At 49.4% G+C, this 23,901-nt stretch carries 16 protein-coding genes; 11 read left to right on the top strand and 5 right to left on the bottom strand.

The genetic code is table 11. The annotated features are described in order from the left end of the window. Nucleotides 1–328 precede the first annotated feature (328 nt). Nucleotides 329–3,352: a TonB-dependent receptor gene (locus ACNA05_RS01260; protein WP_462937952.1), complete on the top strand. Its 3,024-nt coding sequence runs from the start codon at nt 329–331 to the stop codon at nt 3,350–3,352. Between the two features lie 141 nt (nt 3,353–3,493). Next, nucleotides 3,494–6,037, top strand: a complete 2,544-nt coding sequence (locus ACNA05_RS01255; RefSeq protein WP_415809553.1) for a glycoside hydrolase family 3 protein — start codon at nt 3,494–3,496, stop codon at nt 6,035–6,037. Between the two features lie 86 nt (nt 6,038–6,123). Here the strand turns inward: ACNA05_RS01255 and eda are convergent, their stop codons facing one another. Next, nucleotides 6,124–6,744 carry a bifunctional 4-hydroxy-2-oxoglutarate aldolase/2-dehydro-3-deoxy-phosphogluconate aldolase gene (gene eda, locus ACNA05_RS01250; RefSeq protein WP_415809552.1) on the bottom strand — a complete coding sequence of 207 codons (621 nt, stop codon included), beginning with the start codon at nt 6,742–6,744 and terminating at the stop codon, nt 6,124–6,126. A 238-nt stretch (nt 6,745–6,982) separates the two neighbouring features. Here eda and ACNA05_RS01245 point away from each other — a divergent pair, with 238 nt between their 5' ends. From ACNA05_RS01245 to ACNA05_RS01220, 6 genes are all read left to right on the top strand, one after another. After that, nucleotides 6,983–8,008 carry a LacI family DNA-binding transcriptional regulator gene (locus tag ACNA05_RS01245; protein ID WP_415809551.1) on the top strand — a complete coding sequence of 342 codons (1,026 nt, stop codon included), beginning with the start codon at nt 6,983–6,985 and terminating at the stop codon, nt 8,006–8,008. Between the two features lie 166 nt (nt 8,009–8,174). After that, complete coding sequence (gene zwf / locus ACNA05_RS01240) at nt 8,175–9,608, top strand: glucose-6-phosphate dehydrogenase (RefSeq protein WP_415810101.1); 1,434 nt, start codon at nt 8,175–8,177, stop codon at nt 9,606–9,608. A gap of 2 nt (nt 9,609–9,610) precedes the next feature. Beyond that, a complete protein-coding gene (pgl, locus tag ACNA05_RS01235; protein WP_415809550.1) occupies nt 9,611–10,336 on the top strand; it encodes a 6-phosphogluconolactonase in 726 nt (241 codons plus the stop codon). A gap of 3 nt (nt 10,337–10,339) precedes the next feature. Next, the gene (gene edd, locus ACNA05_RS01230; RefSeq protein WP_415809549.1) at nt 10,340–12,199 is read left to right on the top strand and encodes a phosphogluconate dehydratase; all 1,860 of its coding nucleotides are present in this window, start codon (nt 10,340–10,342) and stop codon (nt 12,197–12,199) included. Next, nucleotides 12,196–13,152: a glucokinase gene (gene glk / locus ACNA05_RS01225; protein WP_415809548.1), complete on the top strand. Its 957-nt coding sequence runs from the start codon at nt 12,196–12,198 to the stop codon at nt 13,150–13,152. The genes edd and glk overlap by 4 nt, the downstream gene beginning before the upstream one ends. Then, the gene (locus ACNA05_RS01220) at nt 13,149–14,219 is read left to right on the top strand and encodes an SMP-30/gluconolactonase/LRE family protein (protein WP_415809547.1); all 1,071 of its coding nucleotides are present in this window, start codon (nt 13,149–13,151) and stop codon (nt 14,217–14,219) included. Before glk ends, ACNA05_RS01220 begins: the two co-directional genes overlap by 4 nt. Nucleotides 14,220–14,230: 11 nt before the next feature. On the opposite strand, the gene ACNA05_RS01215 is transcribed toward ACNA05_RS01220, so the two are convergent. Continuing rightward, the gene (locus ACNA05_RS01215; RefSeq protein ID WP_415809546.1) at nt 14,231–16,108 is read right to left on the bottom strand and encodes an ABC transporter transmembrane domain-containing protein; all 1,878 of its coding nucleotides are present in this window, start codon (nt 16,106–16,108) and stop codon (nt 14,231–14,233) included. Between the two features lie 163 nt (nt 16,109–16,271). Between ACNA05_RS01215 and recQ the strand changes: the two genes are divergently transcribed. Further along, nucleotides 16,272–18,080, top strand: a complete 1,809-nt coding sequence (recQ, locus tag ACNA05_RS01210) for a DNA helicase RecQ (protein ID WP_415809545.1) — start codon at nt 16,272–16,274, stop codon at nt 18,078–18,080. An 11-nt stretch (nt 18,081–18,091) separates the two neighbouring features. Here the strand turns inward: recQ and ACNA05_RS01205 are convergent, their stop codons facing one another. After that, nucleotides 18,092–18,256 carry a hypothetical protein gene (locus ACNA05_RS01205; protein WP_415809544.1) on the bottom strand — a complete coding sequence of 55 codons (165 nt, stop codon included), beginning with the start codon at nt 18,254–18,256 and terminating at the stop codon, nt 18,092–18,094. A 73-nt stretch (nt 18,257–18,329) separates the two neighbouring features. Beyond that, nucleotides 18,330–18,803, bottom strand: a complete 474-nt coding sequence (gene soxR, locus ACNA05_RS01200) for a redox-sensitive transcriptional activator SoxR (protein ID WP_415809543.1) — start codon at nt 18,801–18,803, stop codon at nt 18,330–18,332. Nucleotides 18,804–18,877: 74 nt separating this feature from the next. On the opposite strand from soxR, the gene ACNA05_RS01195 reads away from it, so the two are divergent. Further along, complete coding sequence (locus tag ACNA05_RS01195) at nt 18,878–19,336, top strand: VOC family protein (protein WP_415809542.1); 459 nt, start codon at nt 18,878–18,880, stop codon at nt 19,334–19,336. A gap of 63 nt (nt 19,337–19,399) precedes the next feature. Here ACNA05_RS01195 and ACNA05_RS01190 read toward each other — a convergent pair whose 3' ends face one another. Beyond that, a complete protein-coding gene (locus ACNA05_RS01190; RefSeq protein ID WP_415809541.1) occupies nt 19,400–19,942 on the bottom strand; it encodes a GcrA family cell cycle regulator in 543 nt (180 codons plus the stop codon). Between the two features lie 364 nt (nt 19,943–20,306). Here ACNA05_RS01190 and ACNA05_RS01185 point away from each other — a divergent pair, with 364 nt between their 5' ends. Continuing rightward, nucleotides 20,307–23,621 (top strand): mechanosensitive ion channel domain-containing protein, encoded by a 3,315-nt coding sequence (locus ACNA05_RS01185; protein ID WP_415809540.1) that lies wholly within the window; start codon nt 20,307–20,309, stop codon nt 23,619–23,621. The last annotated feature ends 280 nt before the right edge of the window (nt 23,622–23,901 follow it).

Here is a 23,901-nt window from a genome sequence, read left to right as displayed (position 1 = left end):
ATTCACGCTTTTGGACGTCAATGTCAGAGAGAAATCGGATCGACAAGGCCTAAAACAGAGGGTTTTGACCTAAAAATGCGATAAAAACAGTCGGATTGTGACATTTTAACAACAGTTTGGCCTTTTTGTAAGACTTTTCATATTTGGAATTGACAACGCTGTCAGTTTTGGTTTCTGATAAAGCAATTCACAGAGTCGGCCAACGACTCGCCACATTACGTTCGAGGGGATCACCGTGACAATAGAACCGAATAATGATTTTGACCATAAGGCCGTGATGCGTCGCATGCTTCGCGGAGGCTCTGCTGCAGTTTTGGTCGCGGCTATGATGACCACCACCGCATTTGCACAAGATTCAGGCATTGAAGAAGAGGACGACGTCGATGAGGTTGTTGCAACGGGTATTCGTCAGTCACTTGAAAATGCGCAAGCGATAAAACGTAATGCAGACACATTTGTCGACTCGATAACGGCCTCGGATATCGGGGCCTTGCCGGACCGGTCAGTACTTGAAGCCATCCAACGCGTGCCGGGCGTTTCTATTTCTCGTTTCGCAGCGGGCGATGATCCGGATCACTTCTCTGTCGAAGGCTCCGGTGTCGTTATTCGCGGGCTCTCTTATGTTCGTTCAGAGTTTAATGGTCGTGACGCTTTCACAGCGAATAATGGCCGCGCCCTTGGTTTCCAAGACGTTCCGCCTGAACTCGTAGGCGGTGTTGATGTTTACAAAAACCAAACGGCTGACATGATTGAAGGTGGCATTTCAGGCATCGTAAATCTAAAAACGCTCAAGCCGTTTGATCGCTCTGAAGATACGTTCGCGGCCACACTCGATGGAACCTATACCGACTTGGCCGAAGAGTTTTCACCTTCCGTCTCCGGTTTGGTAACAAAACGGTTTGATACGAAGGCAGGCGAATTTGGATTTTTGGCGTCAGGCTCTTATTCAAATCTGAAGTCTCGTTCTGACGGGGTGCAGTTTGGTGGTCTATATCCTTATAACCCAACATTCACAGGGCCGGGAGACCCTGCCGCTTCGAACAATTTGTTAGCCCCGTCAGGCGTGAATATTCGGACGCAAAACTTTGACCGCGATAGAGTTGGTCTTTCTCTTGTTGGACAGTGGGGCTCGAACGACGGCAAAACTGTTGCAACTGCCGAGTTCATTCGGTCAGAAACTACCAACGCTTGGACAGAGCATACGCTACAAAGTGAAGAGGATCCGATCGAGCGTTCCGGCTTTTTCAATCGGGGTGACTTCACCGCATCGCCGATCGGAAGTCCAACAACGGTCTGCCAGACCCGCGATACATGCGGCGTTCAAGTGGCGGGTGACAGCCTTTTCCAAAGCGGAATACTGACCTCTGACGCAGCAGGGTGGTATGGCCGTCCGGGCATTCGTATGACTCAATTCTCACGTGTTTCTGATACGGAATCCGTGACAAATGATCTAAGCTTTAACTTGAAGTATACACCAACAGATCGTCTTAAGTTCAATTTTGATGCGCAATATGTGAAAGCCACGACCGAAAACTCTGATATCACAGGTTTAGCGGCGCAAATGGTTGATCAAATCGTCAATCTAAATGGAGCAGAGATAAATCAGGGAAGTTATCCCGACCCGACGCTTGAATATATTCTGCGCCCAGGAAGCCAATATTCCAGTCTGACAGACCCGGCTAGCACCTATTGGCGTGCGGCGATGGACCATTTCGAAGATTCCGAGGGCGATGAATTGGCGCTGCGTGGGGACGTCCAATATGATTTCGATACGGACGGGTTCTTTAAAAGCGTACGGGCCGGTTACCGCTTCGCCGAACGTGATCAGCTAACTAAATGGTCTAATTATAACTGGGGCAACTTGTCCGAAGCCTGGGCCGGGGGTGAAGTTGATTTTTCTGAAGTCGGAGCCAATACCGAAAGCTTCACTTATGATAACTTCAGACGGGGGGATGTCTTGCAAGGTAACAACGAGTTTTTGTTTATCTCAACAGACCTTCTCGCTGATTATCGTTCTTTCGTAGACTTTACCCAGGGAAATGCGAATTTCCCGAGCGCCGGAAATCATTTAAGAGGTTATGGGGGTAGAGATGCGTCTGGTGGTCTAATCTACCTAGAAGGTGATGACCGCTTCACACCAGGCGAAATTACGGATGCGGTTGAGACAACCCACGCCATCTATGCACGTGTCGATTTCGGAGACGATTCAGTCGACGCCTTGGGCGGGATTTCGATAGACGGCAATTACGGCGTGCGAGTCATCAATACAAAACTAAAAACAATGGGCGCGGCTCAATTCCAGCCAAATGGCGTCTGTTCTCAAGCGGATGTCAATTTGTTGCCGGATGCAGTTGCGGCTTGTCAGGTTCTTTCTCAACCATCTACGGATGTGACAGCGGAAGTAGATCGAACAGATGTTCTCCCCTCTTTTAATATTAAATTTGGACTAACAGATGATTTGGTCCTTCGATTGGCCGCCGCGCGGGGTCTTAGCCGGCCTTCCGTTGGGCAGCTAAGGGCGTTCCGGAACACAGCTGGTGAATTCACCGTCGAAGCTCCGCCTCCTGGATCCGATCCGGCGACGTTCGTACCAGATGTAACTTTCAATCGTTATGTCGTTTCAGGCGGGAACCCGGCCTTAGCGCCTACACTGTCTAATAATTTCGATGCGTCTCTTGAATATTACTTCAACGACGTCGGATCATTCACCGCCAGTGCATTTTACAAGGATATTGAAAATATTATCATTGTGGCAGACGCACCCGGTAGCTCTATTGGCGGACCTGTTGTTGCAGGGGCAAGTTACAATGGTCCACAAAACAACGGAGATGGTAAGATCAAAGGTTTCGAGCTAGCTTACCAGCAATTCTATGACTTCCTGCCGGGCTTCTTCAGCGGCTTTGGACTTCAGGCGAACTATACCTATGTAGATCAAACGGCGATCCCGAACTCTACGGCAGATATAAACAGGGCTAGCGGACAACAAGACTTCGCAGACGCCTTTACCCCGTCAGGCTTGGAAAACCTTTCCAAACACACAGTTAATCTTGTGGGTCTGTATGAAAACGACAAAATAGAAGCGCGCCTCGCCTATAACTGGCGATCAGACTTCTTGCTCACAACACTCGACGTAATTTCTCGTTTGCCGATTTATAACGAGAGTACTGGGCAGGTGGATGCCTCGTTTAAATATCAATTTACGGATAATTTCCAATTGGGCGTTCAGGGCGTGAACCTACTGTCGGAAGTGACGGAAACAACCAGTCAGATTAACCCGGAAGGGGATCGCTTCTTACGTTCGCGGTTCGAAAATGACCGCCGCGTTTCGATTGTTGGTAGCTTTACTTTTTAAGGCATCGCAAGAAAAATTTGAAGGCCCGCGACCTCGTCCCGGGCCTTTTTCATAATCGTTATCCGCGCTAAAAAGTTTTTATGTGCTGGAAAAATTTGAAACTACCTTAGCTATTTAAGCTTTCTATATTTCGAGGCCATTATGCGTCACCTGTTACTCAACACTACTGCCAGTTTGTTGGCAATTTTCGTTTTAACCGGATGCGAAACTCCTACGGGAAGTGACAATTCGGATGTTCAGGTGCCGGCATCCAATAAATCAGCGCAGGTCAATCCCAGAATCTGGCCTAAGGTTGAAAGTCCGGTAGGTCTGGATCCGGCCATGGAGCAGCGGATCTCAGATATCATGTCCCGAATGACACTACGTCACAAAGTCGGGCAGGTGATCCAAGCTGATGTTGGGTCTATTACTCCGGAAGATATCCAAAAATACCCTCTGGGCTCCATTCTGAATGGCGGAAATTCGGCACCGAACGGAGATAATCGCTCGCCTGCTTCGGATTGGGTTGCCCTCGCAGATGAATTTTATGAAGCCTCTAAAAATGCATATCAGGGCGACACGCCGTTTATTCCGATGATCTGGGGAACGGACGCTGTTCACGGACATAATAATATTCCCGGCGCCACTGTTTTCCCGCATAATATCGGATTGGGCGCGACACGAAACCCGTCACTTCTCGGTAAAATAGGCGAGATTACGGCTCGGGAAATTCGAATCGGCGCTCAGGAATGGACTTTCGCTCCTACGCTTGCTGTGGTGCGAGACGACCGTTGGGGCCGCACTTACGAAGGTTATTCCGAAAATCCCGAGGTAACAGCTTCTTATGCGGGCGAATTAATTGAGGGTATTCAAGGCCCGGTCGGCAGCGATGATTGGTTGAAGGGCGATCACGTAATTGCCACTGCGAAACATTTTATTGGCGATGGTGGTACTATCCAAGGCCGTGATCAGGGCGATAATGTTGATACTGAAGAAGACCTTCGTGACATTCACAATGCAGGCTATCCGGCTGCCCTGGAAGCCGGCGTGCAATCTGTAATGATTTCATTCTCAAGCTGGCAAGGTGAAAAATTAACGGGCCATAAAGGCCTAATAACAGATGTTCTGAAAGGGCGAATGGGCTTTGACGGATTTGTGGTCGGAGATTGGAACGCTCATGGGCAAATCGACTCTTGCACGACAGAGGATTGCCCCGCCGCGCTTCATGCCGGCTTGGATATGTATATGGCGCCGGATAGCTGGAAAGGTCTTTTCGAAAACACTTTAAAACAGGCTGAAAATGGCTTGCTTGACCTGGCGAGGTTGGATGACGCCGTCCGCCGTATTTTGCGGGTCAAACTGCGCTCCGGACTTTTCGAGGCCGGTAAGCCAAGCAGCCGAGGCGTGGCAGGCCAGTATGATCTTTTGCAAGATCCGGAGAGTAAAGAAGTTGCGCGTCAAGCCGTGCGTGAATCTTTGGTTCTTTTAAAAAATGACGGTGTTCTGCCTTTATCTCCTACATTGAATGTTCTTATGACAGGGGATGGGGCTGATAATATCGGAAAACAATCCGGAGGATGGACACTGTCATGGCAGGGCACCGGAAATGAGAATTCCGATTTCCCCGGGGGGAGCTCAATTTACGACGGTGTGAAACGCCATGTTGTTGCTGCGGGAGGAAGCGTAACTCTGTCAGGAGACGGAAGCTATACAGATAAACCCGACGTCGCGATGGTTGTTTTCGGGGAGGAACCTTATGCCGAATTTAAAGGTGACATTGATACCCTTGCTTACAAACCGGGCGATGACACCGACCTTAACAGACTGTTGAAATATAAAGCAGAAGGTATTCCTGTTGTTGCTATATTCCTCTCCGGTCGCCCGCTTTGGATGAACCGCGAAATCAATGCCTCTGACGCATTCGTTGCCGCTTGGTTGCCGGGCTCTGAAGGTGGCTATGCCGCAGATGTTCTCTTTAGCGAAAGCAGTGGGAATATAGCTTATGACTTTAAAGGGGTCTTACCCTATTCGTGGCCGCGTACGCCTCTTCAAACTCCGCTGAATTATGACGGCGAATCGTATGACCCGCTTTTTGCCTATGGTTACGGATTGTCCTACGCTCAGCCCGGAGAGGTCGGGCAGCTTTCTGAAGAAGCGGGAATTGAGCTTTCTGCGAAAAATGATTCCGAATTTTTCAAAGCCGGTAAAGCGGTGTTCCCATGGACAATTGTGTTGAGCGATGAGACCGGGAAAACGACGGTCAAAACAACCAAAGCTACATCTCCAGCGCAGGGAGTGTCTATTATCTCGGCTGATGACGGTGTTCAGGAAAATATACGGACACTGACATGGTCCGGAAACAGCAATGCACGATTTGAACTTCGCGGAACGCCTGTTGATCTTTCACGCCAGAATACCGGAGATATGGCTGTATACATCCGGATGCGAGCTGAAGAGCCAATAAATGGAGAGCTTATGCTCGGAACAGACTGCGGGGGAACCTGTCAAGAGACACAAAACCTGACCTCATTTCTAAAGGAAGGCGAATGGACTGATGTCTCCGTGAAGCTGTCCTGTTTTGCCGATGGGTCGGAAATGGAATATGTCGCGGCGCCATTCATTTTAGAAAGCGACGATCCGATTAAGGTTTCTATCTCTGACGTCAGATTGGTCTCTAATGAAGGGCAGGCAGTTTGCTTGAATTAAATGTTTCAAATTTTGTTGCAAAGAAGCCCGGTCAATTGGCCGGGCTTTTTGATTTGATCATACCAAAAACGCAGATGAAATTTCGCTTATAGAGATTGAGCAATTTTTGCGTTTTCTGTAATTGCGTCCCAATTCTTATCGGCCAGATTGCCCTTGTCTGCGACCCAAGATCCGCCAACTGTGACCACCGATGAAACGTCAAGATATGAGCGAACTAGACCTTGATTAATACCGCCTGTTGGCATGAACTTTAATTGTGTTAACGGACCGCCAATTGCTCTCAGGGCCTTAATTCCACCGTTCGCTTCTGCCGGGAAAAACTTCACAAAATCATAGCCTGCCTCAATCATAGCAACGGCTTCCCCGGTTGTGCTGATACCGGGTATGGCTGGTACTCCAGCTTCGGCTATGGCCTTAATCAGGGTGGGGGTGGTCCCGGGAGTGACAATGAAGTCGACACCAATTTCGGCGCAGGCCTTAACATGACCTTTATTAATGACAGTTCCAACGCCTAGCAAAATACCAAGGTTTGCATCTTTGATGGCTCTTATTCCGTCAAGCGCGGCTTCGGTACGAAGAGTCAATTCAATAGCGTTTATACCGCCGGCTTGCAGCGCTATGGCAAGCGGGACAGCATCTTTTGCGTTGTCCAGAGTGACCACTGGCACGACATTGATGCCTTCAAGCTTTTTAAGGAGGTTGGTCATGATTGTTAGCTCTTATTTCATTTTGAAAACTGTGTTCGAAAAATAGCTACGCAGTCGTTTTTGCGCTGTCAAACAAGGATAAAGTAAATCTACGTTTTAGGTATTGGAGAAATACAGAAATTAGGCGTTTTAGTAGAGAATATAATCGCATTTTATTGATTTTTTGACGAATCTGTTTCACTCTAAAGAAAAGCGAGGCTGCGTTTTACTTATGCGAAAGAACGCAGATGAGAGGGCCATGAAAGCAACTATTACCGATGTAGCTAAAGTGGCTGGCGTTTCGATGAAAACGGTATCCCGCGTCCTCAACAACGAGCCTAATGTGGCGACAAAAACGCGGGAAAAAGTTCTCGCGGTTGCCACCGAGCTCCGTTACTCGCCGAATTTGGCGGCAAAGGGACTGGCGAGTTCAAGGTCATACCTTGTGGCTCTCGTCTATGACAATCCTAGCCCTTACTACATTGCAAAAATTCAGTCAGGCGCCATCGATGCGTGCCGCAAATTCGGATACCATTTGGTTCCTGAACCCTTAGATCTTACCGACGAGGCAGATGAGGCCAGCCAAGAAGAAGCGGTTCGCCATCTCTTACATCGCTTGCCAGTCGACGGTGTGATTTTAACACCACCGCTTAGCGATTCCCCGGGGGTTGTGAAAGCTCTGGAAACGATGAAAATTCCGTTTGTTTTGGTCGCGCCGTCTGGAAGGGAAAACGGAATTAGTTCGGTTAAAATGGATGATATCCAAGCCGCTCAGGAAATGACGGAGTTTCTCATTGCGCAGGGTCACAAATCCATCGGATTTATAAAAGGCCACATAGAACATAGCGCCACGGCACTTCGTTACGAAGGGTATCGCAAAGCGATGGCTAACGCTGATTTGCCGGTGGGTCGCAATGAGGTCAAACAAGGCGACTTCTCTTTTCGCTCAGGGGTCACGGCGGCTGAAGAACTTTTGAGAAATCGTAGCGCTTGCCCCACGGCAATTTTCGCGTCAAATGACGACATGGCCGCAGGCGTTGTTTCGGTGGCTTCTCGACTCGGAATAGCTGTACCCGATGACCTCTCGGTTTGCGGGTTTGACGATACGCCTCTCGCAAAAATCCTTTTCCCCCAACTCACGACGGTTCAGCAACCAATCTATGAGATGGGGTATCAGGCCGTAAAAGTTTTGGTGGATCCAGCCTTGAAAAACAAACCAGCCTCGACGCACAACCTTGATTTTAAGCTTGTGGTTAGGGATTCCGCCCTTATTCAAGGCAGCTAATTCTTTCAAATGGTTTGACAGCGCTGTCATACTCGATTTATCTCTGTGTATATAACATAAGGGGAAGATGTCAGTGACTGAGAAGAAAAGCCAGCGGTCCAACACGGAAACGGAAAGTGAGGCTGAAACGCCGCGTTCTACCTTCGTACCTGTAAAACCGTTTGAGATGATCATTTTTGGCGCGACCGGAGATTTGGCGCGTCGAAAGATTTTTCCGGCGCTTTATCACCGATTTGTAGACGGACAGGTTCCCGCTAATTCCCGCATCATTGGAGTGTCGCGTAGTGAGCACAGCCGAGAAGAATTTATTGAGATTATCCATGAAAATTACTGCGAGTTCGAAAAGGACGACAAGCTCGATCCGGAAAGTTGGAAGCAATTCACGAATCTAATTGAGTATGTATCGATTGATGTGCTGAAAGATTCAGATTGGTCGAATTTGGACCAAGCTGTTGATGATGAAAATTCACTGATCCGGGTTTTCTATCTCGCTATGCCGCCCTCTATGTTCGCGGGGATTTGTCAGGGTCTGAAAAAAGCCGGGCTCGCGCATAAAAAATCCCGGGTCGTTTTAGAAAAGCCTATCGGAACGGATTTTGACTCTGCCCATGAAATTAATGAGGGGGTTGCGCAGGTTTTTGATGAAAATCGAATTTACCGGATCGACCATTATCTGGGCAAGGAAACAGTTCAGAACCTACTCGTTTTAAGGTTTGGAAATATCCTTCTGGAGCCTCTGTGGAACAGCAACGCCATTGAACATATCGAAATTACAGTGGCCGAAGATATCGGCGTGAGCGGCCGCGGAGCTTATTACGACTCTGCTGGAGCCTTGCGAGATATGGTTCAAAACCACCTGCTGCAACTTTTATGCCTCTCAACGATGGAAGCCCCGTCTTCTTTGGGGGCAGATGATGTGCGTACTGAAAAAATCAAGGTATTACGGGCGCTTGAGCGTATTACCGTTGAGAATGTCAAAGAGAAAACAGTTCGAGGGCAATACACGAATGGGCGTGTCCACGGCAAAGCTGTGAACGGCTATCTTGTCGATGTAGATGTAGAAGAAAGCAAGACGGAAACTTTTGTGGCCATACATGCCGAAATTAAAAACTGGCGCTGGGCCGGGGTGCCGATCTACTTGCGGACAGGCAAACGCATGAGCAGTCGCCGTTCCGAAATAGTTATACAGTTTAAATCTGTTCCCCATTCTATTTTCGGGGGAGACACAAAAATAAACGCCAACAAGCTGGTTATTCGGTTGCAGCCAGATGAGGCTGTGCGCTTGTTCATGGAAATTAAAGAGCCGGGGGCAGGGGGACTTCGGTTGAAAACGCTTCCGCTCAACCTTTCCTATGCTGATAATTTTACTGTGCGATATCCGGATGCCTATGAGCGTCTTTTGATGGATGTGGTACGAGGCAATTTGAGCCTGTTTATGCGCCGCGACGAAGTGGAAGCCGCGTGGCGTTGGGTGGACAGCGTTTTAGAGGCTTGGGATGAAACAGGTCAGATTACCCGCCCTTATTTTGCCGGGACAGACGGCCCTGAAGCCGCAAGCGAGATGTTGATGGACTTGGGCGATTCTTGGTCGGAGGCTTAGACATGCCAACATCAGGATATAATTATCACGTCGCAAGCAATGCCGAGGATTATGTAAGCGAGGCCGCAGAAGCCATTCGGGTGCGGTTAGAAGACGCTCTACTGAAACGCGGAAAAGCGAGTCTCCTAGTCTCCGGCGGTTCTAGTCCCAAACCTGTTTATGAAGCATTGAGCCGCGCACCGTTGGATTGGAAAAATGTAACAGTAAGTCTGGTGGATGAACGCTGGGTTCCAGAAGGGGCAGACGGCTCCAATGCCAGTTTTATCAAAGAATCATTGCTACAAAACTTCGCCGCTGCAGCTACATTTGTGCCGCTCGTCAATGACGCGCCAAAGGCCAAAAACGCCGCTCCGGATATCGCGAAAATATTTGATAGCACCTTTCCTGGGCCATTGGATGTTTGTGTCATGGGTATGGGAACCGATGGCCATACTGCCTCATGGTTTCCGGGATCAGAAACACTTGATGCCGCCTTGGAAATTGGCGGCGTTGACTCACTCGTTTGGCAAGACGCCTCGGGACAGGGCGGAGGCAGTGGTTTTGATGATCGGATTACGGTGAGCCTTCCCGTTGTCATGCGTGCTCATAACGTGTTTTTATTAATTCCAGGGCGGGCAAAAAAGGCCGTCTGGGAAAAGAGCGCGGATAAAGAAATCCACGAAACCCCTGTTACGACTTTGCGCGCCGCCGAGGCCCGCCTCCATGTTTTCACTCATGAGGGAGCATAGATTATGAACCCGACGATCAAAAAAGTAACGGACCGAATTATCGAGCGGTCAAAAAAAACTCGCGCTGCTTATCTACGCGATTGCGAGCAAAATATGCGGCCCGGTCCGCGCCGCAAGCGTCTATCCGAAGGCAATGTAGCCCATGCGAGCGCCGCTTGCCCAGTCTTGGAGAAAACAGAAATATTAGGCGCGAAATGGGCTAATATCGGCATCGTCACCGCTTATAATGATATGCTGTCTGCGCATCAGCCTTTTGAGACATTTCCGTCTATAATTAAACATGCCGCGCGCCGCGCCGGGGCGACAGCCCAAGTCGCGGGCGGCGTTCCAGCCATGTGTGATGGGGTCACCCAAGGCCAAGACGGAATGGAATTATCGCTCTTTTCACGCGATGTTATTGCCTATTCAACCGCAATTGCCCTCTCGCATGACATGTTTGACGGGGTTATGCATCTTGGGGTTTGCGATAAGATCGTCCCGGGGCTGCTGATTGCGGCCTTACGTTACGGATATCTTCCGCATATCTTTGCTCCGGCAGGCCCAATGCCGTCGGGCATAACCAATCCCGAAAAGGCCAAAGTTAGACAGCTCTTTGCTGAGGGTAAAGTGGGACGCGAAGAATTGCTCGCAGCTGAATCCGCGTCTTATCACGCTCCAGGAACCTGCACGTTTTACGGCACGGCAAATACCAATCAGATGCTGATGGAAATCATGGGGATGCAATTGCCCGGCGCATCTTTTGTTCATCCGAACACGCCTTTACGAGACGCGATTACGGCGCAAACGACCCGCCGTCTCGTCGCGATTACAAATATGGGGGAAGAGTTTACGCCCGCTTGTAACATCATTGATGAAAAAGCGATTGTGAACGGTCTAGTCGGGTTGATGGCAACCGGAGGGTCTACCAACCTTACCATTCATTTGTCCGCAATTGCGCGCTCTGCCGGGATTATAATCAACTGGGATGATTACGCCGAAGTCTCGCACGCTGTGCCGCTGATTTGTAAGATTTACCCGAATGGTATTTCAGATGTGAATCATTTCCATGCGGCGGGCGGGATGGCCTATCTGGTCAATGAATTGATTGAGGCCGGGCTATTAAATACGGATGTCACGACTGTGGCGGGAGGGGACGGCTTGCATGAATACACGCGCGAGCCCATCAAAAATGCCCATGCTGACCCGGACCCGGTTGTTTATCGTCAGGGCCCCAAAGAAAGTCTGAACCACGAAATCGTCTCTTCAGTTGATAAACCATTCCGCAAAGATGGCGGGCTGCGCTTGCTGGAAGGAAATATCGGGCGCGGCGTGATCAAGATTTCAGCCGTGGAAGAAGAGCATCATTTGGTCGAAGCTCCGGCAATCGTCATTTGCAATCAAAATGAATTGGTCAAAATGCATAAGGCTGGAGAGTTGGAACGCGACTTCGTTGCTGTTTTACAATTTCAAGGACCTGCGGCCAATGGCATGCCAGAGCTTCATAAGTTGACGCCGATTTTAGGCGCTCTTCAGGATAAAGGCTTCAATGTTGCTCTGGTAACGGACGGGCGTATGTCCGGCGCGTCAGGTAAAGTACCTTCTGCCATTCATATCCATCCTGAGGCTCTCCATGGAGGCCCAATTTCGAAAGTTCGGACGGGGGATATTGTTCGCCTGGATGCCGCCAATGGAAAAGTCGAAGTCATCACAGAGGACAATCTACGAGACCGGGAGCCTGCTATCATGCCGAAAGCGGAAAACCTTTCTGGTCTGGGCATGAATATGTTCGAACCCATGAGGTCTCGTGCAGATAATGCCGAAGCCGGAGCGTCAGTCCTGGGGGATCCGCATTGGGCGCAAAATCTGAGGAACCCTAACGGATGAGTAATGCGATACTTGTCGGAGACGTTGGGGGGACGAATTGTCGGTTTGCCTTCGCAGAGCTTAGCGCTCAAGGCACAATAGACCTTCATCATTCAGAGCGTTTTTCTGTCAAAGATTTCCCTGATTTCAATACGGCTGTGAAGTTTTATCTGGAGAACCAGAGCGTAAAACCGACTAAGGCTGCTTTTGCTTTTGCTGGCCCGAAATTCGATGATGAAATCAAAATGACCAATATTGATTGGATCGTTTCGGAAAACGATTTGCGCAGGACATTCGGGTTTGAAACTGTGGTCGTTCTTAATGACTTTGTCGCGATGGCCAATGGGGCGACCGTAGTGCCAGATGATGGGTTTGATATTCTTATGCCTGGAAAGGTCAATTATAACAAACCGGTAGCTGTCCTTGGCCCGGGAACCGGACTTGGCATCTCTTTGATTGTTCCGGGAAACCCGCTGCGCATTTTGCCAACCGAAGGAGGGCATGTCAGCTTTTCTCCGCAAAGCGATCTCGAACGCGAAGTATTGCTTCATCAGCTAAAAGAAATGCCTTATGTGTCCGTCGAGAGTCTTGTTTCCGGGCCCGGCCTTCTGCGTCTCTACAAAGCAATTTGCTCAATTCGCGGAGAAGATTGTCTCTGCCGCAAGCCGGACGAAATCGTCGCCTCTGCCGAAGCCAATCCCAAATCCGTTTCCCGTTTAGCCGTCATTACCTTTTGCAATATTCTCGGCGGATTTGCCGGAAACGCGGCGCTGACAATGGGGGCGTCCGGAGGGATCGTGGTTGGTGGCGGTGTCTCTAGGCACGTCTCTCCATTTCTGGATGAATCAGAATTCAAAACCCGTTTTCGGGAGAGAGGCCATGGATCTTGGTTTGTGAAAGAGATTCCGGTAAGGCTTATTAAAGCACATTTTGTCGCTCTTTACGGCGCCGCCGCCATGGTACTGAAAAAATGAAACAACTCTTCCTGCTCGCCGCTTCAACTCTTATCCTAGCATCTTGTAGTAATGAGGAACACAACCAGCCTCCTGAACCGCCTGCTTCGACCGAGGGGCAGGCATTCGAGACGGAGCAATCAAATTCTGAAAATTATATCGGTTCTATCGAAATGAACGCGCCGGGTATCATTGCCGAGGACGCTAAAATTGAAAACCTTGGCGGGTCTTTTGGATGGTCAGAAGGCCCGGTCTGGATCGCTGAAGACGAGCGTTTATTGTTCACAGACGTTCCTGGAAATATCATCTGGAGCTATAAGGACGGTGAGGGGCTAACCAAGTTTTTAGAGCCTTCCGGCTTTGCGGGTGAGAAACCAAATTGGATGGGGTCGCCCGGGGCGAATGGCCTAATCCGGTACGGCGAAAATGAAATTTTGCTGCCCAGCCACGGCGAACGCGGTCTTTATGCAATGGACCTCGACACAAAAGACAAGCGCCTGATCGTGGATAAGTATGAATGCAAAAAGTTTAATAGTCCGAATGACGCGGTTGTTCATAAGTCCGGAGCGATATTTTTCACGGACCCGCCTTATGGATTGGCTGAAGGGAACGACTCTGAAGCGAAAGAGATCTCTTTCAATGGGGTCTATGCTTACACGCCCGGCGGAGACGTCACGCTGATTGATGATAAGCTAACTCGCCCTAATGGAATTATTTTGTCACCGAACGGTTCAACGCTTTATGTTGCCAACTCTGACCCCGAAGATACAATATGGAAAACATACCCTGTTGCGGATGACGGCACGGTTGGAGACGGCGCAGTCTTGTTGGACGCCACAGAGGACATTGCGGCCGGAGTGCGCGGTAATGCCGATGGTATGGCGGTTGATATAGAAGGCCGCCTTTATGCTACGGGGCCTGGCGGCGTTTTAATGATCTCGCCCGAAGGTGAACGTTTAGGCCTCATCCAGACAGGGAAGCCCGTTGCCAACGTAACTTTTGGCGGCCCTGACGGGAACGTCCTTTACATGACATCTGCTGACATATTGGCGCGCGTGCCAACGCTCGTAAAAGGTCACGGCCTTTAGGTTTTAAAGCTCTAGCTTGACGTAAATTGTAGCGCGGCGAGACGTGCGTAAAGGCCGTCTTGGGCCAATAGGCTTTCATGTGTGCCGATTTCGACAATTTTGCCTTCATCCATGACAATAATCCGGTCGGCCTTTAACACAGTTGCCAAACGGTGGGCGATAACTAATGTCGTTTTGGTCTTGGACATGGCTTCAAAAGCGGATTGAACGGCGCGCTCACTTTCGGCGTCAAGAGCGCTGGTCGCCTCGTCTAGAAGCAATATAGGCGCGTCGCGTAAAATCGCTCTTGCAATGGCGAGACGCTGTCTTTGTCCGCCCGAAAGAGTGACCGCAGACTCGCCGAGGTCGGTTTTATAACCCTCAGGCAGTTTTTCGATAAACTCATGCGCAAAGGCAGCCTTAGCGGCGGCAATAACTTCGTTATCTGTCGCGCCTTCTCGACCATAGCGAATATTTTCCAAAGCAGTCCCGGAAAAGAGAGGCGTGTTTTGTTGCACAATAGCAAATTGCTCACGCAGATTTTGCGGGGACATTTGGGTGATTGGCAGATCGTCTAACTTAATCTCGCCGGATTGAACATCGTAAAAGCGTAACAAGAGCTGGAAGACGGTGGATTTTCCTGCCCCGGACGGGCCGACCAGAGCGACGGTTTCTCCGGCCTGAATGTTGAATTGAACATTTTGCAATGCTCTCTCGGTCGGACGGGACGGGTACACAAAGGTGACATTCTCAAAAGCGATTGCGCCCGTTGCAGAATTGAAGTCACTGGATTCGGATGGTGCCAGTATAGCGGGGTCTTCTCCCAATAACTCCATGACCCGTTCTGTTGCGCCTGACGCACGGAGGAGCTCCGTCCATGTTCCTGTGAGAAACCCGACATTTGAGACCGCCGTAATAGCCAAAAATATGAATTGGGCAATTGAGCCACCAGTCATGTCTGAGCCAGGCTGGCTGACAAGCTTGGCACCGTACCAGAGAACGCCTACCATGCCTGTCAGGCCAACCCCAAATATAACGAGTGTCATAATTGATCGAACAAATATCCGTTTTCTATTTGCGCTGAAGGTGTCTTCGACTGCGACATCAAAAGACTTCCGCTCATAAGCCTCTCTCGTAAAGGCCTGCACGGTCGCAATCGCGCCGATAGCTTCTCCGGCCCGGGCAGAGGCGTGTGCCAGATTGTTTTGGCTAGTCATGGAGAGCTTTCGGATAGACCTGCCGATAAATATAGCCGGAACAAGTATTATGGGGCCAATAAGGAGAACCAGCAAGGTTAGCTCCCAACTGACAAAGAACATCCACAAAATGGCCCCAATGGTCACCGCAGCCGAACGGAGAGCAAATGACACCGAAGACCCAATAACGGTTTCGATCAGCGTGGTGTCAGTCGTCAGACGGGACAGAACTTCCCCTGTTCGCAAGGTTTCAAAGAAGGTGAGATCAAGGCGGGTAAGTTTGCCGAAGACCGCTTTGCGGATGTCAGCAATAACGCGCTGGCCCAACATGCTAATGAAATAAAATCGTGCTGAACTGAAAATGGCTAAGGTGATTGCGATAACAATAGCGAACCCGAAATAGGGTGTCAGACTTTCAACATTACCACCCAAGGCGTAGGTGCTACAATATGCCAAGGGCTCTGTATCACCAATAAAGCCACAATCAATTATCACTTTGGCTGCCAACGGCAAGGCGAGGTTTAGTCCGGCTGCAATCAATAGAGCGATCAAGAACAAGGTAAGGGTGAGGGGATAGCGGGCAATGAACGGCCAGAGCTGCCGCAGCGGCTTTATGCTCTTGGCTTTACCCCTCTTAGTCTTGTCGTCTTCGATTTGCGCGGTAAGAGCGGCCCCGCTGCTGCGGGATATATCGATATCCTGTTCGTCTGACACGTTTGCCTGACCTTTCAATAACGGGGTCAAATAATTTAAGGGGGGCTTTAACGCGAACGAGACGCTCGGGCGAGGGTTAAATCAGCGCAGTTTGCACCTTAGTCTAGGGCCAGAGGGGAGCTGAAGATGAGAAAAGGCTCTTGCAAGACCGGCGCATAAATCTATGACCACGCAAGCCATGCCGACTCCTCTTGATATCTTGCAATCCACATTCGGATTCGACGACTTTCGTCCCGGACAGGAGGATATAATTCAAGGCGTTTTGAAAGGAGAACCCGTTCTGGCCGTTATGCCGACCGGGGCCGGGAAGTCACTTTGCTATCAAGTGCCGTCGCAAATTTTGCCGCGCCCGACCATTGTTGTCTCACCCCTTGTGGCGCTGATGGATAATCAGGTCGCAGGCCTACGAGCGAACGGCATTGCAGCCTCCTGTCTTCACTCTAGCCAAAGCCGCGAAGAGAATATTGCTCAGTGGCGAGACGTCACAAACGGCAGGAGCAAGATACTGTATGTCTCGCCTGAGCGGCTTATGACCGGGCGGATGTTATCCGCAATGAAAGCCTTGAACCCTTCCTTGTTTGTCGTGGACGAAGCGCACTGCGTGTCTAAATGGGGCCCCGCTTTTCGTCCCGAGTATGCCGACTTGACCCGACTCCATAACTTGTTTCCCGAGAGTAATTTTGCCGCCTTCACAGCGACGGCGGACGACGCTACGCGCGAAGACATCGCGCAGCAATTATTCAGCCGACGTGGCAAAATTATCGTGCACGGGTTTGATCGTCCCAATCTGTCTCTGACTGTCCTTCCCGTGGATAATCGGCCTCGGCAATTAAATAATCTTTTGATCAATCAAAAAGGTAATTCGGGAATTGTCTATTGCCTTTCCCGTAAGAATACAGAGACTTACGCAAAGTCTTTAAATGATGCGGGCTATACGGCCTTGCCTTATCATGCGGGTATGACTTCCGAAGATCGGTTCGAAAACCTTGACCGGTTTATGGCCGAGCCCGGCATTATAATGGTCGCAACAATCGCTTTCGGAATGGGTATAGACAAGCCGGATATTCGTTTCGTTTATCATACAAATTTGCCGTCTTCGATGGAAGCTTATTACCAAGAGATCGGTCGCGCAGGTCGGGATGGCCTCCCAGCGGAGACGGCGCTTCTATTTGGTTTGGATGACATTCGTTTGCGCCGTCAGTTTATTACCAATGACGGGAGTGATCGGGATCATCAAATGCGCGAATTTAAGCGTCTGGATGCGCTTATTGGATATTGCGAAACGTCCGGCTGTCGCCGTCAGGCCCTGCTGAATTACTTTGGCGAAACAACCGCGCCCTGTGGGAATTGCGATAACTGTCTTAACCCGCCGGAACAGGTTGAAGCCACGGCTGCGGCGCGGGCCATTTTCGCGTCCATTGCTCAGACGGGTCAACGTTTTGGGACGACCCATATCGTGGCGGTCGCCCGCGGTGAAGACACCGACCGCATCAAACAATTCAATCATGATAATTTGCCGAGCTTTGGGCGGGCGGAATCGAGCGGGAAGGCTTTTTTGCAAGCGCTTATTCGCCAAGCGGTAGCGCGGGGTCTACTGGGCATGGATATTTCCCGTTACGGTGCTCTGACACTCTCCCCCGAGGCGGAGGCAATGATTGAGGGGCAGGGCGAGTTTCACATGAGACCACCGATCAAATCCACCCGCCGCGCCGAGCGTACGGCGCAAGCCAAGAAACAGACTGATTTGTCTGATAAGGATCAATCTTTGCTCATTCAGCTTAAGGCGCTTCGATCGGAGATAGCGCGGGCACTCGGGAAACCGGCCTTTGTCGTATTTTCAGATGCAACTTTAATGGATATGGTAGCAAAACGCCCGACCCACCGACATAATATGCTAGAGGTATCGGGCGTTGGAGAAACGAAATTCGACAGGTTTGGCGAAGCGTTTCTAGAAGTTATTTCTAAATCTTAGAGAGGGTCGACCTAGTTAGAGTCGACATCAATACCATTTTCATCGACTTCAATCGCCAAATCAGGCTCGTCTGCAGATTGGCCACTAATATACATATAGCCTAAACCAAGTACGGCGATGACAAGTGCGCCGACGATGAAATATATCCCTTTTCCGGATCCGTTATTATCAGACATTGAGTGTCCCCTTATTTTTAATTCACCCCTCATTGGGTGAAGTTTATACGCTACCTATAGCATTCTGTTCCCTTTAATCCACTTTAATTTGTTTCGCTTGTTTCTTTTGCAAAAGGTAACGTGGCCCGGTCCCGCTTTGTGCGGCCATATCGTCAGTATTGTACAAGGCGCAGTGCGACAGGGACAAACACCCGCACCCCATACAGCCTGTTAGCTTTTCCTTGAGGCGCGTGAGAGCAAGAATACGGTCTTCAATGTCAATGCTGAAACTTTGACTAATCTTTTCCCAGTCTTTGAGTGAAGGTGTTCGCCCGTCTGGTAAAATATCCATCTGGGCTTTTATTTGCTTTAACGAAAACCCTAGTTTTTGTGCAATGATGATAAAGGATATACGGCGTATGTCAGACGATTCAAATACGCGTTGTCCGCTTTTATTCCGTTCGGGCGTTACGAGCCCAGCTTCTTCGTAAAACCGAATGGCGGAGACGGCGACCCCTGTCCTTTTCGCTATTTTGCCGATCGAAATGACTTTTTTGGCTTTTTTCATTTTTGCGCTTGACCTCAACTTAACTTGAGGTCGTAGCTTTAAACGGCGTTAATGACAAGAGAAGGAAAAACGCCATGGAAAAAGCAACATTGGAACATGTAAATATAACAGTCGAGGACCCTAAAAAAACGGCGTCTATGCTCCACCGATTATTTGGGTGGGATATAAGGTGGGAGGGGCCTAGCCTCGGCAGTGGTTATACCGTCCATGTCGGTAATGATCATAGTTACCTTGCCCTCTATAGCCCGGGCGGCATTCAAGAGGGGGCTATAGAGACATACAATTTACGAGGAGGGCTTAACCATATCGCTTTGGTCGTTGAAGATTTGAACGCCGTTGAAAAACGTGTTGTTGCAGAAGGCCTCATACCAAGAAATTACGGAGATTATGAACCGGGGCGGCGCTTTTATTTTTATGATGCGGATCAGGTAGAATATGAAGTTGTCAGCTATATCACTCAGAAAAAGGCTTTCAAAAACCAAGTGATCAGAGAGCTTGGAAAAATGTCGCGTTTTGGGGCTTTGGCTCGATGAATACCTTGAGGAGCAGGTATAAAAAAGGCGCCGTTGAGGCGCCTTTTCCAATATTCTTATGGTCTAACGCAGGCGTTTTCGAGAGGTTGGGTTCGGGCCAATGGCCTTGGTATTACTGGACGACCCTCGGCGGCGGCTCGGTTGATAAGCTACACGAGAGTGGGCCACGCAATAAGGCTCATCTTCCTCTGTTTTCCGGCCACAGAAACGAAATTCGGATTTGGAGGGGTCACCAATTGGCCACTTGCACATATGATCTGTAATGGTGAGAATTGTCGCAAATTCCCCATTAGACATTTTCTTGGCTTCTAGGGGAGGCGGGGCCGGAACGGCGGCAGCGGCCACGATCTGCTCGGGTGTGCGGGGCGCCGACGGCGTGCGCGGCGCGCGCGGCTTTGGCGCAGGCGTCGTTCCCGTCGCTGCTTTTTTCGTCGTTTTACGTTTAGGCCGAGACGGTTTTGCGCGGCCAGATAGACCAAGGCGGTGAACCTTGCCAATTACAGCGTTACGTGTCACTTCGCCAAGCTCCTTGGCGATCTGGCTGGCCGATAATCCTTCGGCCCATAATTTTGTCAAAGTCGCAACGCGGTCCTCAGTCCAAGCCATAATTCAGGTCCCTTATTAGCCTATGTGCCAGCCGAAAGGCCGCTGACACTATATATAGTGTTCTTCTTAAGGTTTTTACGCCTTATCCTCAATATATCGTATCTACTGAGAGCTAGACCACAAGATGGGGGAGGTAGTTCTCCACAAGATTCAATATATAGTATTGCGATAAGCTGTGGATGGATTTGGAAGCAGAGGTATCTGGTTACAGACGCGCAAAGCTTGGAATTCCCGAAACTGTAAGTCGGCGCATAGAAATTCTAAAAACAGTCACAGATAAATTAGGTTTAAACTTCAAAGAGTTGAACGAGAGCTGACAATATATATTTTGCTTTCAACGCTCTGACGTTCCAAAAGCTAAGTTATGAAAAAGTCTGTTCATTTCTCTATTTTTATACTCTGCTTTGCGCTCAGCATATGTGCGAATTTACCTGCATTTTCTCACTCTAACAATAGCTTGCGCTCCGAGATTGAGACGGCCCTTACGGCTCTAGAAACCCAAGCGGATTCTCCTTCTAAAACCGCCCGGGAACAAGAGCTTCGGGCTGCTCAGCAGCTTTTGGAAAATGCAAGGGAACTCGAGGCAGAGGCCCAGTCTTATAAACAAGCTGCGGAGGGCGAAGAAGCGACACTGGCGAGTATAAATCAACAACTAAAAGAGCTGGAAGGGGCACCGGTTCAATTACTGCCAGCCAATATTGATGAGCGTCCCCAGCAGCTTAATCAGTCTGAGAGTGAGCTGTTGGAAACACGCAACACCTTGGATCAATTGGACGCCAAAAAAACGTTTCAGGGAAACCGCGCAAACCTTATTTCGACGGAACTTTTTCGACTGCAAGCTCAGCGGGATGAAACTGCAAATGTTCCTGAGAGTGAAGACACCGTCAAAACTCTGGCGACACAAGCTAAGAACACTGAGTTGCGGCAAAAAATCCTGACGCTGCAGACTGAGCTTTCCACCCTTCCGGCAAGACAACGTATAACGGAAGCCCAAATTGAACTAACCAATGCCAAATATGACCGACTTCAAACCTATGTTGCGAGATTGAAGCTATCGGTGAGCGAAAATAGAGTTTTATCCTCCCAGCAAATTGCGATCAGGGCAAAAGAACAAGTCGAGAGAGCGCAATCAACTTCACCTGGCCTTATAGCCATTGCAGAAGAGTCTAGTCGTTTGGCGGATAAGCTCTTGGAGATTACCCAGAATACGGCGACATTGGGAAATATATCTTCTCAGATGAATGAAGTTTATCAGCGAGTTTCTACCTCTAGCTCAACAGTTGAACGCGTTCTAGCGGCAGAAGAATTATCAGATGAAACGGCCGGGCTTTTGCGCCGAGTCAAATCCGGTTTAGCGGATACGGATGCCATGGAACTGTCCTTGGAAAAGAGCGAGGCGACTCGGACGGACTTGCAACTTAGAACAATACTTTGGGAAGATCGATTGCAACTTATCGGGCGTTCAATGCAGCCAGGTGGGGAGTTCCTTATGACTCAGCTCCCAGATGCCAACTCCGCTTTTATACTCTCTGAAAAATATCCTGACCTTGTTCAAGACTTACAGGCATTGCGCCGGGAATTACTCGTCAACCTTATTGACGCTGCGCGGATTGATTTGGAACGCCGTGCGAAAACAGTGGTTGTAACGCGAGAAACGATCCAATTAACCGAGAGCGTCGAAACGCGTTTGGATCGACGCCTTATTTGGTTGCGAACAAATGACTCATCGCCCTTGATGGCGTTGAAAAACATACCAACGGGTTTGGTCTATATTGGAAGTCCATCTAACTGGAAATCAGCCGGAACAGTTTTTAAAAATGAACTTATAAAATCGCCCTTATCATTTTTTTACTTGTTGGGTTTCCCCTTGCTCCTATGGGTGTTGCGATCTTCAATGAAAAGGCAGCTATCGTCCCTTGCCGAGCGTGTCGGTAAAAGTACAAAAGGTGAAAGGTCCGATGGGTTTTTGGTGACCCCCTTTGCGCTTATTCTTTCTTTCCTTATCGCCGCCCCGCTGGCTCTTATCTTAGTGAGTGCAGGGTCAATATTATTCATTTCTGACTCCCCACCGAATTTCACTCAAGCCCTAAGCGCCGCTTTGACGTCGACTGGATCGCTCTTCTTTATCCTTTTCACCTTCAAAGTAATATGTGGGGATGACGGTCTTTTGGGCGCGCATTTAGGGTGGAGCGACCAAGCGAGAAATTCATTGTCCAAACACTTAGCGTGGTTCACGCCCGTTGTTTCGGTCATGACATTTCTGTTGGCTATGGGGTTATATGAGAACGAACCAAGCTTAAGGTATGGCCTCGCACTTATAGCTTTCGTTTGCGTTTCCGTGGCTATTTCTGTGATGGCGTATTTGTTCTTTCGGCCAAAAGGCGGCGTCGCAGCTTCTATTGTTATGGAGACTTCTGCTTCTCCGCGCATCACGTCCATTTTCCCTATACTTGTTCTTATCCCCTTAGTGGTCGGGCTAGCCCCTTTAATCGGGTATTTTGATACCGCTATTGAACTCCAGATCCGAATTTTCAGAACCGGAATTTTAGGGCTAACAATTTCTATTTTATACGGATTGTTACTTCGAACAATTAACGTGGCACATGACAGATATTTGCTCTCAAGGGCTGCTCGGCGGAGACATCAACGCCTTGTGGAACATCAGGCTAAATCCGAAGCGGACCAAAGCGGCGAAGCAAGACCTTCTACGCCCGAACCCGTGGATTCTGTCTCGCTTTCCATGCAAATTCGAAAAACCTTGTTCACCCTATCTATTCTGGTGTTTCTTTACGGGCTCTGGAAATTATGGGGCCCGCTTCTCCCTGCGCTAGGGATCGCAGAAGACATCACGCTCTGGCAACAAAGCCGGACCGTCAACGGCGAAGACGTAACTCGTTCTGTTACTCTTTCGCACGTTCTCGTTTCGACTTTGATCTTAGTCGGCTCGCTCATTGCGGCGAGAAATGTAAAAGCGATCTTAGAACTTCTGGCCTTTGACCGTTTAAACTTAGATTCTGGCACGCGTTACGCCACGGTGACAATTGCGGGCTATATATTAATTGGGACTGGCGCCGTTGTTTCTTTGGCATTGCTCGGCCTTGATTGGTCAAAGCTACAATGGATCGTCGCCGCGCTCGGCGTTGGTATCGGGTTTGGTCTACAGGAAATTATAGCCAATTTCATCTCGGGCATCATTATTCTTTTTGAACGTCCAGTGCGGGTGGGCGACGTAGTAACCATCAACAATCTCACCGGAACCGTCAATAACGTAAAAATTCGTGCGACGACGATCACAGACTTTGACAATCGCGAGGTTTTACTACCGAATAAGGCGATTATTACAGGGGAGGTGACCAACTGGACGCTGAACAACGCGGTCACACGCATCATCATCAATATTGGTGTCGCTTACGGTTCGGATATTCAGCAGGTTACGCAAATTTTGACAAACGTATTGGAGGCGCATCCGGATGTTTTAAGCGATCCTCCTCCGACGGTCTTTTTTATGGCTCACGGAGACAGTTCACTTAACTTTGAAATTCGGATGTTCGTTTCGGCGGTCTTTCAGCGTTTGCCGGCCACGCATGACGTCAACTCAGAAATCAACGCGGCTCTCACGGCAAACAACATCGAAATCCCGTTCCCGCAGAGAGATATTAATATCAAGCGTGAGACATGAATAGGTTGGAGGGGCGAGCCTTTATCGGCCCCCTTTGTCGGGAGGTCGATGAAAGTTGAGATTATCCGCCAAAATGCTTGATTTTAAGTTTAGGAAATTAATGGTGCTAGATAATTTTCACCGCTGGGAACTGTTGCATCAGAACTGAGGGGGATTGAATTTTGCCAAATGGTTGTCGAGAAATGGTCGAACTCGCTGTAGACGGAACCGGGCTTTTCTCTGTTGCGACAAAATGTGTTGGTTCTACAGAATAGAAACTCCGCAGAACCAACTTGCCCCG

The sequence above is a fragment of the Litorimonas haliclonae genome, from assembly GCF_965138505.1.
Classification (GTDB): domain Bacteria; phylum Pseudomonadota; class Alphaproteobacteria; order Caulobacterales; family Maricaulaceae; genus Litorimonas; species Litorimonas haliclonae.
This window is presented reverse-complemented; position numbering and strand designations above follow the sequence as displayed.